Annotated in this window: 17 protein-coding genes; 2 read left to right on the forward strand and 15 right to left on the reverse strand. The window is 38.3% G+C overall.

Annotation, left to right across the window (positions count from 1 at the left end):
• Positions 1 to 171: 171 nt before the first annotated feature.
• The 7 genes from D7322_RS29160 to D7322_RS26580 all read right to left on the reverse strand — a co-directional run bounded on the left by D7322_RS29160 (position 172) and on the right by D7322_RS26580 (position 4,886).
• The gene (locus D7322_RS29160) at positions 172 to 300 is read right to left on the reverse strand and encodes a hypothetical protein (RefSeq protein WP_262707671.1); all 129 of its coding nucleotides are present in this window, start codon (positions 298 to 300) and stop codon (positions 172 to 174) included.
• A 72-nt stretch (positions 301 to 372) separates the two neighbouring features.
• Positions 373 to 753, reverse strand: a complete 381-nt coding sequence (locus tag D7322_RS26555; protein ID WP_121127203.1) for a hypothetical protein — start codon at positions 751 to 753, stop codon at positions 373 to 375.
• Between the two features lie 567 nt (positions 754 to 1,320).
• The gene (locus D7322_RS26560) at positions 1,321 to 1,767 is read right to left on the reverse strand and encodes a nuclear transport factor 2 family protein (RefSeq protein WP_121127204.1); all 447 of its coding nucleotides are present in this window, start codon (positions 1,765 to 1,767) and stop codon (positions 1,321 to 1,323) included.
• A gap of 171 nt (positions 1,768 to 1,938) precedes the next feature.
• Positions 1,939 to 2,232 carry a hypothetical protein gene (locus D7322_RS26565; RefSeq protein ID WP_121127205.1) on the reverse strand — a complete coding sequence of 98 codons (294 nt, stop codon included), beginning with the start codon at positions 2,230 to 2,232 and terminating at the stop codon, positions 1,939 to 1,941.
• Between the two features lie 406 nt (positions 2,233 to 2,638).
• Positions 2,639 to 3,559: a nucleotidyl transferase AbiEii/AbiGii toxin family protein gene (locus D7322_RS26570; protein WP_121127206.1), complete on the reverse strand. Its 921-nt coding sequence runs from the start codon at positions 3,557 to 3,559 to the stop codon at positions 2,639 to 2,641.
• Positions 3,552 to 4,346, reverse strand: coding sequence for a type IV toxin-antitoxin system AbiEi family antitoxin (locus D7322_RS26575; RefSeq protein ID WP_121127207.1), 795 nt, complete (start codon positions 4,344 to 4,346; stop codon positions 3,552 to 3,554). The genes D7322_RS26570 and D7322_RS26575 overlap by 8 nt, the downstream gene beginning before the upstream one ends.
• Positions 4,347 to 4,583: 237 nt before the next feature.
• A complete protein-coding gene (locus D7322_RS26580) occupies positions 4,584 to 4,886 on the reverse strand; it encodes a hypothetical protein (RefSeq protein ID WP_147430552.1) in 303 nt (100 codons plus the stop codon).
• Between the two features lie 199 nt (positions 4,887 to 5,085).
• Between D7322_RS26580 and D7322_RS26585 the strand changes: the two genes are divergently transcribed.
• Both D7322_RS26585 and yidD read left to right on the forward strand, forming a co-directional pair.
• Positions 5,086 to 5,313: a hypothetical protein gene (locus D7322_RS26585; protein WP_120335547.1), complete on the forward strand. Its 228-nt coding sequence runs from the start codon at positions 5,086 to 5,088 to the stop codon at positions 5,311 to 5,313.
• Positions 5,310 to 5,588 carry a membrane protein insertion efficiency factor YidD gene (gene yidD / locus D7322_RS26590; protein ID WP_120335546.1) on the forward strand — a complete coding sequence of 93 codons (279 nt, stop codon included), beginning with the start codon at positions 5,310 to 5,312 and terminating at the stop codon, positions 5,586 to 5,588. The genes D7322_RS26585 and yidD overlap by 4 nt, the downstream gene beginning before the upstream one ends.
• A gap of 202 nt (positions 5,589 to 5,790) precedes the next feature.
• Here the strand turns inward: yidD and D7322_RS26595 are convergent, their stop codons facing one another.
• From D7322_RS26595 to D7322_RS26630, 8 genes are all read right to left on the reverse strand, one after another.
• Positions 5,791 to 6,231, reverse strand: a complete 441-nt coding sequence (locus tag D7322_RS26595; RefSeq protein ID WP_147430553.1) for a hypothetical protein — start codon at positions 6,229 to 6,231, stop codon at positions 5,791 to 5,793.
• 11 nt (positions 6,232 to 6,242) lie between these two features.
• A complete protein-coding gene (locus D7322_RS26600; protein ID WP_121127210.1) occupies positions 6,243 to 7,292 on the reverse strand; it encodes a type I restriction endonuclease in 1,050 nt (349 codons plus the stop codon).
• Positions 7,293 to 7,326: 34 nt separating this feature from the next.
• A complete protein-coding gene (locus tag D7322_RS26605; protein WP_121127211.1) occupies positions 7,327 to 7,563 on the reverse strand; it encodes a hypothetical protein in 237 nt (78 codons plus the stop codon).
• A 66-nt stretch (positions 7,564 to 7,629) separates the two neighbouring features.
• Positions 7,630 to 8,217, reverse strand: a complete 588-nt coding sequence (locus D7322_RS26610; protein WP_220700184.1) for a thermonuclease family protein — start codon at positions 8,215 to 8,217, stop codon at positions 7,630 to 7,632.
• Complete coding sequence (locus D7322_RS26615) at positions 8,217 to 9,254, reverse strand: TerC/Alx family metal homeostasis membrane protein (protein WP_075991490.1); 1,038 nt, start codon at positions 9,252 to 9,254, stop codon at positions 8,217 to 8,219. Before D7322_RS26615 ends, D7322_RS26610 begins: the two co-directional genes overlap by 1 nt.
• A gap of 9 nt (positions 9,255 to 9,263) precedes the next feature.
• Entirely contained in the window at positions 9,264 to 10,775 is a 1,512-nt protein-coding gene (locus D7322_RS26620; protein ID WP_121127212.1) for a helix-hairpin-helix domain-containing protein, read from the reverse strand.
• 3 nt (positions 10,776 to 10,778) lie between these two features.
• On the reverse strand, positions 10,779 to 12,260 hold the full coding sequence (locus D7322_RS26625; protein ID WP_220700185.1) for a PP2C family serine/threonine-protein phosphatase: 1,482 nt from the start codon (positions 12,258 to 12,260) through the stop codon (positions 10,779 to 10,781).
• Positions 12,261 to 12,262: 2 nt separating this feature from the next.
• Positions 12,263 to 13,306 (reverse strand): TerY-C metal binding domain-containing protein, encoded by a 1,044-nt coding sequence (locus D7322_RS26630; protein WP_121127213.1) that lies wholly within the window; start codon positions 13,304 to 13,306, stop codon positions 12,263 to 12,265.
• Positions 13,307 to 13,317: the final 11 nt, after the last annotated feature.

A 13,317-nucleotide genomic window follows, 5' to 3' on the forward strand; every position in this document is an offset into this window, starting at 1 on the left:
ATGCGATCGTACTTTTTACGGACTTTAATCATTATTTCAAAATTAAGATATTTTATTGTTCTTAACTTGATCTGCCGACTAAGTTAGCAACTCCAATTCTAGCACGTATAATTAAATCGTGGATTGCCAAGATAGCATCTCTTAACTTTTTCTCATCTAACATATTGCACTTTATTTAATTAAATTAGCTTTTTCGAGTGGGTATTTTTCGTTGTTGAGTTTCATCTTGTCCTCCACGATCTGCTTGACATCATGTCCATGCTTATCAGCAAGCAAAAGGGCACACATCGGTAAGTTCATTTTTCAATGGTTATCGGGATTGGCATCTTCCATTTTGATTTGTTAGCTTTTTATTTACACATTGCTTATTCATTAGTTTAAGCCCTTTTGTAAAGGCCTTAATTCATAAAATTCTACAATTTCCGATCCTTCATCTTGATTGGAAATAACTTCATCATTGAAGCTAACAAATTGATTTTCTGAAATTCTTATTGTAGTGGGATAATCTGCCAAATACATAGATAAAACAACATTACAGGTTGGACATAAAGTTGAACCAGCAATTTGTTTTACACTAAGATTTTCCGTTTCTGGATTTTCCCAATCAATTACGAACAACTCCCCACAATTTGTACAAGTAACCAAGCTATTATTACTCCAGCCGCTTTTTAATGGTAAAAAAACTTTATAATTGTAGACACCTAGCGCAACACTTTGATACTTTATTAAACATCTAATTTTTTTCTTTTGCATAGTGTCAGTTTCATAAGCGTTTGTTCCTCTTACTAATTTTCAAATTGTATAATGACTTTATATAAAATATCGGGCTCATCACCGTAACGAATTTTTATCTTCACCCAACTTTTGAGGTAAAGCTCATATACATCGAGTTCATTTGAAAAAATCTACATATTTTTTTCAAAAATTTGACCTCTTCTATTCATATTCTATCACAATTTTATTCGGAATACTTTAACGATTATAAAATATATAATTGACATTATAAAAAAACTAATAAAAAGTCGTGTTATAAGATCCAGCGAATGTGATAGAATTTCAGACTACTTAATTTTCCCACTAATAAGATCCATAAGTGTATAAAAAGAAACTATAAGCAAAGAAAACTTTGCAATAATCCATAGTGATGTGTTTTTTTTCATTCTAACTATTTATATACACTCATTTTCGTTGGCATATCTATCAACTCACAATAATACGAAAAAATAAAAGCCAAATCTCGCGACGTGGCCTTAAATAAACATATGATTCACTAGTGATCTGCCTTACACCGATCTTAGCAGATCACTAGTTAATTAGATACTATTTATACGAATTGATTGATTTGGAGACTTTCCAGTTGTTGCCTTCGCGCTCCAAGGTAACTAGGTCAGTCTTGGTGAAGCTCTCAAATTTCAAGGTCACTTTAGCCATCATATAGTCTGCGGTCTCTTCGATGATATCGGTGCTTACTGCACAATTCAAACGCTCACCTTTTTGTTTTTTCAGAGATTTAACCACTGCCTCACGGCTATGAGATTGTGCATTGGAAGTTTGGATCTTTTGGTTGAAATCAGCAGCGAACAACTGTTCCACACCTGCCGACTCGCCTTCGGTAGTTACCGCAACGTAATGTTCAAGAGCGAAGTCTGCTGTAGAAAGGTTAACGTTTACTTTTGCTGATTTGGAGCCTGGGCCTTCAGCGGCCATAACGAAAGTGGATACTGCAATTAACGCTGCTGCTGCGAATGTTTTTACTAATGAGTTCATAATGTCTTTATTTATTGTGTTAGTAGTATTGTTCTTATTTGTTGACTCAAAACTACGACACAATACGCCCTTGGCCTATGGACTTTAGACCAACAGACAGGAAAACTCGGTGAATGGCGGGAATGGGGAGGTGAATTTTATTTTAGCAATTTAAAAATAACCAAGTTCCTATTAAAAGAAAAAATAAACGCCAGTTTGCCTTTTCACAGCTTCTTCAAACAGGCAAATAATTTCTTCCATAAGCTCCTGAATACGATCATCTTTTAACCTTACATTTTTTAAATATTTTAACCCTTCCTCCAGCTGTTGCTTATTCGTAATAGCATCGTCTTCAAAATCATCTATTAAACAGCCTAGCATATTATTCAAATCTGAAAATACACCAAAAGCATCTAATTGATAAAATTGCGACTCTGAGAGAACTAACTGGATCAAATCATGATCTCCGGCTTCATTAAAATCCAATAACTCTTCTGCCCTTTTGTCTTTTGGCGTAACGATATAACGATTTTTAATATAAAAGTAATCCTACGGTTGAAATGCTATGTACTTTTAAAATACTTTATTGAGACAGCTGCCGTCATATCAAGTTATCAAAAAAATTACTCCAATAAAACTATTTCAAATTGACTGTTGTTCTTACAATACAAACCGGCTACAAGCTACCTTTCGAAAGAAAGGTTCAGCATAAAAATTGGCGTCGTACAGTGAAAATCCAATAGTCTTTAAAAGCATTGGATGACGAAACAAAAAAGAGGAAACGATAGGAAACATAAAAATTACTGTACAAATAAACGCTAACAGAAAGGGTCTGATGAGAATTAGGCCCTTTTGACGTAAAAAAGCCACATCTCTCCTATTCAGCTTGACTTTAAGGATATAGGACAGCTTCTAGATTTTTGTAAGCGGTCACGTGTTTATTCTCTGACATTTTATTTAAATTGATTAATCTCCATTTCACTGAAGGAAGTTCCGAGACTAAAGCTGCGTCCAATCCTAAGAGTGCCCAATCAGGTGTCTTATTTTTGACAGAGAGTAAAAATTTACGTTCACTATCAGTCATCTCCTTGTTGATATCTGCAATCAGTTTCTCCCGTACAGAAAGTAGCTCCTCTAAAGAAACTTCAATTTCTGCCATTTGCGCAAACTCCATTTCATATATACCTGAGATATCTTTTCGGTTTGGATTAAGCAGTTCTGCCATCGGTCGAAAATGACTTATTAAAAATACAAGAAATGTTTTTCGTAATTCTTCCGTTAATCCTTCATTTTCGTATAACTGTTTTACATCAAACAAATCACGGGGATGTTGACGATCTAGGGCAGCGCAAAGTTTACCAGCATACAGATCTGGGTGTGATGCAACTAGCATTTCAGCATAACCAAATTCTTTTTCAACCTGCGGTCGCACTTCCATTCTGACAGCTGGGAAAAGGCTTCCACGTATAACAGGAGATAGTTCTATTTTAACACGAACATCATTAAGTGAAACTATTATTCGTAATGAATTATCCTGTTGTAGTGTTGTATTTTGAACTTGGGCACCTGCAATCGATTTCTTTATGGAATCTGTTATTCTCGCTAATGCAGCTCTGATATTTTCAAGAGAGGCGTCGCGATCCTCCATTGGCAGATACAACAAATCGATGTCTACGGAAAGCCTTGGCAAATCTCTATAAAACAAATTAATAGCCGTACCGCCTTTAAGTGCAAAACAGTCTTCTTTATCGATTATAGGTAACAATCGGATCAATAAACGGACCTGCTCGGCATATTCTTCTTTCTTACTCATAAAAATCAGGAACAGTTATTTTATATTTCTTATTTAGTTTCCCACCTGTGACGATCACACGATTACCAGATCCAAAATCTATTTTCTCAGATTGAAGTTTTGTAAACCAGGTATGATTTTGACGCTCGGCAAGGTAAAAGAAAAGCCTGCGAACTTTGATATTTGTGCACAGTTCCAATAATCTTTGGAGTGTCCTAGGAGAAAGCGTATTTAATCCTTGCATTAATTCATCCGCATGTTCAAATGATATATTTTGGGGAACTTGATTCATCACTTCCAAAATAGCTCTTTCAGGAATGGATATACGTAAGCCTTCCTTTGTATTTTTCCAACTGAAAGCTCTAGTAAACTCAAGTAATGCTAGCGCCCTTTCATCTTCAAAACTATTACCAAATAAATAGCCAGAACTATGCTTAAGAAATTTGATCCCTGTTGTAAGGTTATTTATCCATATGGGAAGATTATCCCGGCCATATAAATGAATCAAGCGTTGATTAGACATCGGGAGATAATGGGTCAGTTTCTGAAGTTCTAAAGCCGATAGGCCTCCAATGGTTAGATCTGTATCTAGCTGTTTCTGCAGGAAATAGACAATATCCCCCCATTCCACTTCTGCCCCTTCACGTTTATATACTCCATTTTTCACAGTTTCCAATAGTCGACTCTTCAATAAATTATCGATCGCATGACCTGTGAGATCATTCTGCTGTAGCCAAGATCTGGTAACCAAAGCTCCCTCCGGCACTAATTTTAACACATCTTTCCTTCTCTGAGAATACATATTCATGTTTAAACTATTTAAATTTATCGGCGAAAAACGCCGATAAATCAAATATACATAAACTGATTTATTTAACAAAACTTATATTATCGGCGTTTTTCGCCGATAATAAAGAAATATATAAACAAGTAAGTCTTTTCGAAAAACAAGCATAATACCGTTATTCCTGATTTTAGAGAAATGGATGTAAAAAACTCATATTGATATCATGTTATCTGAATTGACTCGCCGAGATCCTCCGCTCTACAAAAAATACACCGATTGTTGCCAGTCACCTAAGACAACCGGAGCATCGCCAATGGCCAAAATCGATCTTTTGATGCCATCGATCTCTTGCTTATCCAATTTGTTTTTCAGCCTTTGCAAGCGGACCTGATTTCGCCCGCTGGGCTTAATCAGCACCAGATCGGACACATCAAACTGCAAAGTGCCTTTGATAGGATCGTAAAACTGCTCATTGGCAAAACTCAGTGTATTAAAAATACTGATCTTGGTTCGTAAAAGCCAGTCTCCAGAGGTCAGATAAAATGCAAAAGCATTCCTCATCTTGACATGTTCTTTAATACAGTAGCTAGCCACCTGGTGCACAGGCATAACTTTTACGGGAAGCCGTAATAATCTGTAATTTTTTATTCTTAAAATTGACAATATTGTAAAATGGATTGCAATAAAACTCAAAACACATTTTTCAATACTTTATTACATAGCTTTAATTAAATCATTAACCCAATCAAATACTGATATTATGGAATACAAAGTAGTACCTTTTGTAGCATCGATAAACCCAAGGACAGGCACATCGGATCAAGTAGCAGAACAATTAGAAACCTTGATTAATCAGGGTGCATCAGGAGGATGGAACTATGTGAGACTAGAAAGCGTGACAACTTATGTACATGCCGAAAATGGTTGCTTTAATAATAAACCTGGATATACGACGGCAAGACAGATGGTGGTATTTTCAAGGCCATGAAGTCTCTCCTATTGACCGCGATCCGGTTGTATTGGTTGATCATCCCACCGGAAAGAAGACGTAAGTGTATATTTAGGCATAGCTGCTCTAAATATGTATTTGACGTAACTAAACATGAAGGCTTTAGGGCAGGTAGGAAAGCATTGCTTTCACGCATGAGAACCTGTAATGGTCACTTTGACATAATCACGGATTATAAAAGTGGTGAGCGGATGATGTACCTGAAAGGCGGTGTAGTGGTTGGCGAGGCGGAGATCGCGGAGAGGTTGTTGTAAATAGTTTAGGGATGGAACTTAAAAAGCATACCTATCTGTATTTTTGCGAACTAAATCAATACAAAAAGCCGAAGATAACTGAGAAAGTCATATACACTGTAAACAATAATCTGTTAAACCTCTCCGAATGTAGGTAATTGGCTTTTTTTTAAAGGTTGTTCAATAAGGCTTTATTGAACAACCTTTATTCAGTCCTGAATCTTTATTTATGCTGCCAGCACCTTCCCCCACCTGACACTTTTCGCTGACACGGTCCTCCTTTTTGGGTTGGAGCACCACAGATGCTCGAAACAGGTTTAGTTGATCCCGAACTTTTTACGATGTGTCTAACAGTAACACTGGAATTGCCTGACTTCGAAACTAGCCGCTTACCGTCTTTTATAATATGAGCAGACACAGTATTCGAATTCGATTGTCGCGCAGTGACGGTCACTTTCATCTCTGTGAATACCGAGCGTGGAAAATCTTTCTTCCATGTTCCTTTATGACCATTCACATACACCGTAGCCCCTAGATCATCAACATAGTTAATGTCACATTCATCACATTCTGTTTCATAACCATATGTATCGTATTCCGATTCAGCTTTTTTACAGGCCATAGATAAAAATGAAATAAGAAATAACAATAGATACTTTTTCATAACACACCTGATTAATAGTTAATGACGGTTTCCACGATCTGCTCAGAGTATTTGTAGATATCATCCAGTGAGTCCAGATCATATTTAGCTTCCTTTTTATCTTTGTCAAACAAACCGATACGAAGTCTATTGGGCGTAAAATAAAAACGACAAATTGGTTTGCGATTGTTATCATCCAGCAGGATACCACAATAGGATTGATTATCACGCATAAATACACGTCCCACTTCGATCTCCTTGCGTAAAATAGATTTAATAATTAAGTAACCTTCAATCTCTTCTTCAGTTGTGACAATCAGTGCCTCAGGTTCTACTGGAGCTATAGTAGTATTCTTTTCTTCGGCTTCAGTTTCTTTTTTAAGTGCACTCTTAAGGCGCTCTGCAATTTGATCATTGACAATCTGTGTAAAAACGCGTTTGACCAAAGGTGTAAACTGTTCCAAAACCTTTGCTGTAACAACGCTTGGATAGGCTTGCTTCGCAAAAAAACGAACGAAATCGTCGCTTGGGTTTTGCATCTCGCCCATTGCTAAAATAGTCAACTCGTTAAAGTACTTTAATTCGCTCGCAACGCTGGAAATGCTTTCGAGATCAAATTCTGTTTTGTGGAATTTGCGTAATTCGGATACTTCATTGTCTTTGATATCCATAATCTTGAACTCGAAAAATGGTTTTTCATCCATCTTATTCGGTGTAACCAGATCGGTGTAAAAGCGGTATTCTACGCCGTTCGTCAGCAAACCAAATTTAGCTTCTGTGGTATGGAAATAACGGAACAATTGTGAATTGTGTGGATCAAGCCCGTCCGCATAATGTTTGCATTCGATTAAGATAACAGGTTTGTCTTCACGTAATATCGCATAGTCAACCTTCTCCCCTTTCTTGATACCGATATCGGCAATAAACTCTGGTTGCACCTCAAAGGGGTCAAACACATCGTATCCCAATATCTTCAAAAACGGCATCACTAAGGATGTCTTTGTGGCTTCCTCTGTTTTGATCTGTGGTAAAAGTCGGTCAACGCGCTTGGCAAATTGACGAATCTCATCTTTAAAATCCATAATAAAATAGTTTTGTTAGCAATAAGTGGTTTCTTTAATCTTCCCAACCGCAAAGGGTTTTACCTTCTTTTTGTGCTTGCTCCCGTGTTGTCTTGATGGTTTTGGCACTGCACGACTTTAATCCTCTACAGTTTTCATTGAGGTGATATCGCTTCCCTTTGCCACTACCACAAACGTATACTGTATTCTTATCTGAACTTTCTTTCACTAGCGAAGCTGTGGTACCATCAAACCGCAAGAGGATAATAAATAATAGGCTTATCAATTTCATAATACATCAAAAATAATCGGATCAGCGCATCTTATTTTACGGTTTCCCGTAGTGACACATTTTACTTTAATAAGCCCATACACCCTTCTTACTTTCTCTAGCCTCATGCTGAAGCTTCACAAAAAGGGCTGTATGTTTTACATTGGGAGGATAGGTATCTACAACTGCAAATCCGCCTTTCACTAAATCAGCATTCAGAAAAGTACCATCCAGCAAATAGATGTAGGCCAGCATCCGTCTATATCTGTCCTTTTTCTGAACATCAAGTTCGAGCTTCACCCACTTATTTTCGGTTAGTTTTTGCACATATTCTTTTGCTTCCTTCGCATAAGGTCCCTTTAATTTACCGCGGGAATTGCGCGTCTCTGGTGCATCAATTCCTATAAATCTGACCTTAAATTTTTCACTACCATTATTAACCCAAAAAGTGTCGCCATCAATGACCTTCGTAACATAAACTTCTTTTTGTTGCCACCGGTTGATCATTTCCTCCTGAAGTGGAGCAGTAGACTTCCCTTCCCTAGAGGCACTAATAAAATGTTGTTGAGTGACCTCAGTCGGCTGTTCACTTCCGCAATTAATAAATAAAGGTAATATGAAAAAGATGGCAACCAGTATTTGCCATCTTTTTCTGACTCTGGCTAGCTTTTTCATTATGCCGAGATCTTTTCATCTGCTTCCTTTTCAGGAAATAGTATGGATACCAAAACAGATAAAATAAGAATTCCCCCTACAATGCCCAAAGAAACTGGTGAAGGGATATGATACCAAGGCGAGATGATCATTTTGACACCAATGAACGTTAAGATTACCGAGAGCCCGTAAGGAAGTTTGCTGAACATATGGATAAAATTGGACAGTAGAAAATAGAGTGACCGAAGTCCAAGTATGGCAAAGATGTTGGATGTGTAAAGAATAAAAGGATCCTTCGAAATAGCAAAAATAGCAGGGATAGAGTCGACCGCAAATAACACGTCTGTAAATTCAATTACGGCAACAACAACCAAAAGCGGGGTTGCAAGTTTCGTCCCGTTCTGAACAGTAAAAAACTTTCCTTGATCATAATTATCAGATACCTTCCAGAATTTCTTCACCAATCGCGCACCTGCTGTTTCGCTAAAATCCTCATCTTCATCGTCATCTCCACTTCCCCAAGATTTGATCCCTGCAAAAATTAGAAACAAACCAAAGGCTGTCAACACAAGATTGATATTCCAAGGTAGAGCGGTCACACCAAAGAAATCCAGTATCGGATTAAGATATGTCAAATTAATTAGGCCTACGCCTGCAAAGATGAAGATCGCCCGAAAGAGTAACGCACCCAAAATACCCCAAAACAGTACTTTGTGATGTAATTCCCGTGGCACTTTGAAGTAAGAAAACACCAAGATAAACACAAATAAATTATCTACTGACAAAGCCTTTTCAATCCAGTAAGCTGCCTGAAACTGGGTAAACTTTTCTATTGCAGTGGCATGCCCTCCAGCATCCTGATTGAATACATAATAGACAACACCGGAGAAAATCATTGCCAACGAAATCCAAACCACTGTCCATATAGTCGCTTCTTTGGAAGAAACAATATGGCTCTTTTTGTTGAAAACACCCAAATCCAGTAACAACATAATAATGACTGTCAACCCAAATCCCCAGATTAGACCGGGATGTAATTGTAAAATACTTTGTTCCATTTTTATAAATTATTGATTAGTTAGCGTGATAAATAATGACCTTCCACACTCCTCATTGGACAGTAGAATCTTTTTGCCGTCAGTCAATTCAACCATTGAATTAATTGGTACATCTTTTTGCTCAGTCAGATCCTTCATCCCCTGCAGGTTTTGGTTGACTAGCATCCATTTATTTTGGTAATAGGTGAAATACCCAACTGGTTTCTTATCCTCAGCGGTAAGGCTTTCATTCCGTATTACTTTACGGGATACATGCCATTTGAAAAGATATTGATTGTGATAGACCATTAGCCGATGTCCTTCGGGTTTCCATACAGTATCTTTAAATTTAAAATAGAGATCGATGACGGGAAGGCTTCCTTTGTGCGCTGTACCGCAGAATGGACAGATAGGTTTGGTAGAATTGTCAAATACGTACCACTTCTCATCACATTGTGGATTATTGCACGGCTGAATAAGGTCTACTGTTTTCAATAATGCAGTCTCCCACTCGTTGGCAATGGGACGCAACATAGGGTTGTGCAGGCCATCGATAAAAGCCCGTTTAAACAGATCGGCCAGATAAGGTCCCGTTTTGGTGTAGGAAAGCTTATTAGGATTTCCCCAGAAGGATTCCCATTTTCTCAGCTGATCGGTCTTAACAGCATTCATTTGATCAGTAGGATGCTCAACAAACAGAGCTTTTTCTCCCATCGCCATTAGTTCATCTTTTTCGGCATCAAGATCCCAAATCTTACCACCCCGCAGTGGGTGCCGTCGCAACAGATACATATAAATCAGCACTGCCAGGGCATGGAGATCTGTCTTCTGATTAGGCAGTACCCGATCGGGATCATTAAGTTTAAGGTGTTTGGTCTTTAATACCTCTGGGGCAATAAAATCGGCTGTACCAATCACCTCAGGAGGGTACAATCCGGGGACAACCAAACCATCCAAATCAATGATATTGGCAGACTTACTAACAGGATCAATAAGCACATTATTATAGGATAGATCTGAATGAGCAAGACCCATTTGATGCATTTTCTTGACGCCCCGACAAATATTAATAGCAATTTGAAAATAACTTAGCCAATCGCCTAATTCGGACTTATCCAAGGCGAGCGGATATTGTTGATGACGAAAGGATGGTGCAGTAAACCACTTTCCAACTTTCTCCCCCCCTTTTATCATCGAATTGGCACCATAACCCTTTGCAAAGAAAAATTTGGTATCATAGATAGGTACAATGACGCCTGTCTTGCCATCCTGTTCTACCGCATCATAAGGCCAGCGGTAGATTTCCTGCAAGAAATAATCACCTGCACTACCATTCTTAATATTGTCTAAATATAAAGTGACAATACGCTTTATCCGATCCCGCTGATTGAAGTCAAGGGTGTTTCGAAAAAAAGCAACCACGTACTTTCTATTGGGTGCGAAATAGACATCCTTAACACCACCTTGTTTGGGACTGCCGTCATCTATATACTTGTAAGTCCGAGACGGATCAATAATGGATTTTATAGTTATCGTCTTCATCTGTTAATAGATTATGGCTAGTGTTCTATCGTCGTGGTTACCTTTACTCCAGAAGTCAAGCCAGGTCAATAACTGATCCTTAATATGTTCATCTGTCAGAAAATCTACTTTTGCACCGTCTTCATTTTGCCCACCAAGATCTTGTAGAAAGGTATTCCATCTTTCTTTATCTTCGAGTTTGTTTTCTGTAATAAATTTGGCATCATAGATCCCATCTGTCATCAACATCAATTTTGAAAAATCATCAAATCTATTGATCGCAAATCGTAATGGCATATCACTGTGACTGAAAATCTCTGGCATAGTAATAAAACGGGTTCCCCCACCAAACTCACCGATATCGAGCAGATTGAGTAAATGTACTTCCTGTAGATCGCCAATAACAACATTGATCGGGCAATCACCGACACCAAATGTCAGGACCACGTAGCCAAAATCAAATTTTTTGACAAGCGCAAAAATCAATGTGGTGTTGAGATCTTTCAATAGAATATCTTCCTGTTTAGCAAACTCCACTAGCTTTGCATGTACATCGCGAACAGATTTGTAAAGGATATTGATGATCGAAGATTTGACCTTGAGCAGGCATTCTTCAGCAGTTTCGGCTTTAACAACCTCTTCAATTGGCTCATTGACAATATTTGTTGTGGCCGCGGAAACAGGTTGATCATCTTTTGGTGCAGGCGGAACTGCTTCAGCGGGTGCGGTAGTATAGTAAGCCAAGCATAAATCGTTTAATTCGTGTAGAAGAACCTCGTTATCGAAAGTTTTAACAAGATATTCTGTAGCTATTTTAGATCCTTGCCGGGAAAATTTAGCCGAACCAGCTCCGTCCGCAACGGCCACGACGGCCCAAGCTTCAGGCAGTGCAGACACATAAAAATGATCATCACGAAAAGAACCTTCGTGTGCATGCGAGCGTCCTCTTTGTGAGGCAACAACTATCCGCTTGTCGAGAAAGGCTCCAGCATATTTATCACTGTCCACCTTGGCGTATAGATCATTTTGATTGCTCGGTTTATTCAGCCAAAGGTCCTTAGGATCAGCATTGACAATAAATGGGATGATCTTAATGTCTTCCGTTGGATTTTCTTCTAGAGTATTAATAAAAACCAAGTGCAAATCCATCGTAAGTGCCATGTTTGGCACTCCACAGATACTTGAAGTCTCCGGATCAAAGGTTAAACCAACTTTATCCAGATTTTTGATCTGTTGGATGCGAATATTGGGAAATTGAGCTAGGTCAAAACTATACGCATAGTGTTTTTTCGCATTAGCATTAGTAATGACCAGTTGCGCTTCTTTAAATTCTTCCTTCTCTCTATACATTTGAAATATCGCTATTATTTGCTGTTTTAATGAATTAATATCCCTTGCTAATGCATTGATCTTCGCATTGTGCATCAGTTTGGCCAGCGTATTATCAACGACCTTGTTCTGCTCTACGTTAAATTCGTCCAGCAGTTGTTTTAAAATTGTTTCCACGATTAACCTAAAGTTCTATTAATATCAAATCCGCCACCTGAGGCACCATAAAAGCCAATATTGCCACACCAAGGGCATGTATTTTCGCCATCACCTTTGATACAATGTATTCCACCACAGGAGCAGCTGGCGAGACCAAATTGGTTACCGCAACAAGGACAATTGGGATTACCATACAGCTCGTCGGTTGATACCTTCAAGTTAGAATTGTCAAGTCCAGAATAATCACGATAGGCGTTTTCATCTATTTTATAAGCTCCTTGTACACGATAAACTCGGGTAGATAAGTCCATGATACCTGAATCTTCTATATCACGCCTAAATTTGATCAGATATGACTTATCGGTATTTGAACATTTTGCATTAACCACGACAAAATTATCATCCACAATCTGACGCATTCTAACTGTATCAACTTTCTCAATCGCCTCAGGAGTGCTTTTCGCTAAATTTATTGTATCAGTATTACTATTGGTCACTTGCTCACTTGTCGCTTTGATGGAAGCTGTCACCCATTTAAAAAACTCTTTGTATGACTGCGCACCGCTATTATTAAAACGCAACACATGTGGGGTCAGTTGCTCCAGTAATCCATAGTTGGTATTATCTCCTATTGAGATCGCGATTAGATTTGCTTTGCGTTGGTATACTGTATTCCACTTTTTGATGGCTTCTTCTGTATCATCTGTCGGTACACCGTCCGTAAACAAAAATATAATGGGTTTCCAATCACCTTTTCGTTCATAGGTCGTCGGCATTAACTCGTTATCAATGGAGCGCATCAGTTCTGTCAATCCACTGGACAGCGAGGTTCCACTACCAATGGGCAATTTTGGCGGATAAAAAGTGATCACATCCTGTAAGGGTGTAATGACCTTGCTTTTACCGGCAAAGCCAATGATGGATATCCATACAGTTTCGAGTGCAAAAGGATCAGTTTTGAGTGTCTGAATGACGGTACCAATACCATCTTGTACTTGTTCTATAGGTTCGCCGACCATAGATTCAGATACATCTATCAAGAAATATACAGGTAACCTTCTCATGATTAATTCAA

Source organism: Sphingobacterium puteale, from assembly GCF_003627955.1.
Classification (GTDB): domain Bacteria; phylum Bacteroidota; class Bacteroidia; order Sphingobacteriales; family Sphingobacteriaceae; genus Sphingobacterium; species Sphingobacterium puteale.

Coding starts and splice junctions, on each gene's coding strand:
- D7322_RS29160 (WP_262707671.1), bottom strand. CDS start 300: ATGAACTTACCGATGTGTGCCCTTTTGCTTGCTGATAAGCATGGACAT.
- D7322_RS26555 (WP_121127203.1), bottom strand. CDS start 753: ATGCAAAAGAAAAAAATTAGATGTTTAATAAAGTATCAAAGTGTTGCG.
- D7322_RS26560 (WP_121127204.1), bottom strand. CDS start 1,767: ATGAACTCATTAGTAAAAACATTCGCAGCAGCAGCGTTAATTGCAGTA.
- D7322_RS26570 (WP_121127206.1), bottom strand. CDS start 3,559: ATGAGTAAGAAAGAAGAATATGCCGAGCAGGTCCGTTTATTGATCCGA.
- D7322_RS26575 (WP_121127207.1), bottom strand. CDS start 4,346: ATGAATATGTATTCTCAGAGAAGGAAAGATGTGTTAAAATTAGTGCCG.
- D7322_RS26580 (WP_147430552.1), bottom strand. CDS start 4,886: ATGAGGAATGCTTTTGCATTTTATCTGACCTCTGGAGACTGGCTTTTA.
- D7322_RS26585 (WP_120335547.1), top strand. CDS start 5,086: ATGGAATACAAAGTAGTACCTTTTGTAGCATCGATAAACCCAAGGACA.
- yidD (WP_120335546.1), top strand. CDS start 5,310: ATGAAGTCTCTCCTATTGACCGCGATCCGGTTGTATTGGTTGATCATC.
- D7322_RS26595 (WP_147430553.1), bottom strand. CDS start 6,231: ATGAAAAAGTATCTATTGTTATTTCTTATTTCATTTTTATCTATGGCC.
- D7322_RS26600 (WP_121127210.1), bottom strand. CDS start 7,292: ATGGATTTTAAAGATGAGATTCGTCAATTTGCCAAGCGCGTTGACCGA.
- D7322_RS26605 (WP_121127211.1), bottom strand. CDS start 7,563: ATGAAATTGATAAGCCTATTATTTATTATCCTCTTGCGGTTTGATGGT.
- D7322_RS26610 (WP_220700184.1), bottom strand. CDS start 8,217: ATGAAAAAGCTAGCCAGAGTCAGAAAAAGATGGCAAATACTGGTTGCC.
- D7322_RS26615 (WP_075991490.1), bottom strand. CDS start 9,254: ATGGAACAAAGTATTTTACAATTACATCCCGGTCTAATCTGGGGATTT.
- D7322_RS26620 (WP_121127212.1), bottom strand. CDS start 10,775: ATGAAGACGATAACTATAAAATCCATTATTGATCCGTCTCGGACTTAC.
- D7322_RS26630 (WP_121127213.1), bottom strand. CDS start 13,306: ATGAGAAGGTTACCTGTATATTTCTTGATAGATGTATCTGAATCTATG.